This is a genomic window from Pseudomonas reinekei (assembly GCF_001945365.1).
Lineage (GTDB): Bacteria > Pseudomonadota > Gammaproteobacteria > Pseudomonadales > Pseudomonadaceae > Aquipseudomonas > Aquipseudomonas reinekei.
Genome location: NZ_MSTQ01000049.1, coordinates 1 through 1,235, shown reverse-complemented (window position 1 = coordinate 1,235; position 1,235 = coordinate 1). Strand labels below are relative to the sequence as shown.

Below are 1,235 nucleotides of genomic sequence, written 5' to 3'. Positions count from 1 at the left end.
TGTAGTGGTCAACTAATCCCGGACACGACGTTAAGTTTTTTCTCGGCCTGAGCTGGGGCCAGTCCGTTGTTGAATTGGTGCGGTCTAATCCAGTTGTACCGATGCATCAGGTAATGACTGATGTCGCGGTGCGCTTCTTGAGCTGTCATGTAGCCCACGGTCGGTATCCATTCAGTTTTCAAGCTGCGAAACACACGCTCCATCGGCGCGTTATCCCAGCAGTTTCCACGACGGCTCATGCTTTGGCGCATGCGGTAACGCCAGAGCCGTTGGCGAAACTGGCGACTGCCATATTGCGAGCCCTGATCCGAGTGAAACAGAAGCCCTTGAGGCCTGCCACGCTGTTCGTAAGCCATGTCCAACGCCTTGATGACCAGATCCGCATCCGGCTTGTTCGACAGCGCCCAGCCCACCACTCGGCGCGCGTAAAGATCCATAACGACAGCCAGGTAATGCCATTTCCCTTGAGCCCAGATGTAGGTGATGTCGCCACACCAGACCTGATTCGGCGCCGGCACATCAAACTCTCGATTCAATATGTTCGGAATGTCAGGCCGCTCAACCGTCGCTTGTTTGTAGGCATGTGATCCAGGTTGTTTACTGACCAACTCCAGTTCCCGCATCAGGCCTCGCACCTTGAACCGCCCAATTTGCTCGCCGTCTTCCTGCATCATCGACACGATGCTGCGGCTACCGGCGGCGCTTCGACTTTGCGTAAACAGTTCGTTAACCCGGCTGCGCAACCGAAGCCGCTCAACGTCTGGAGTTCGGCGCCTGAGACGATGGGCGTAGTAACACGAACGAGTGACATCAAAGACTGCGCAAAGCCAATCAACCGGCTCTTGGGGGCTCAGTTGATCAATCAGCGCGTGCGCTCGTGCTCTTCCGACATCAAGAGCGCGGTAGCCTTTTTTAAAATGGATTTCTCCCGCTCAAGTCGAGCGATTCGAGCTTCCAATTCCTGGATTTTCTGTTGCTCTGGCGTCAGCGCCTTGCTCTGCGGAGTCAAGCCGTTGCGCTCCTGCTGGAGTTGGTTAACCCAGCGACGCAACGCGGACTCGACCACCCCAAGCGAGCGGCTGGCTTCGATATGGCTATAGCCTTGATCGAGCACGAGGCCTGCGGCCTCGCGTTTGAATTCAGCGGAAAAAGAACGACGTTGTTTGGTCATCAGACACCTCTATCTGGCGAGCATTCTCGCCTAAATGGGTGTCCGGTTTCATTAGACCACTACA

1 protein-coding gene is annotated in these 1,235 nt (G+C 55.6%); it reads right to left on the bottom strand.

Translation table 11 applies throughout. The features are described 5' to 3' along the window. Positions 1-8: 8 nt before the first annotated feature. A protein-coding gene (locus BVK86_RS28895) for an IS3 family transposase (protein ID WP_092267233.1) occupies positions 9-1,171 on the bottom strand; the annotation gives its coding sequence in 2 pieces (ribosomal slippage) (positions 9-916 and positions 916-1,171; 1,164 coding nt in all). Positions 1,172-1,235: the final 64 nt, after the last annotated feature.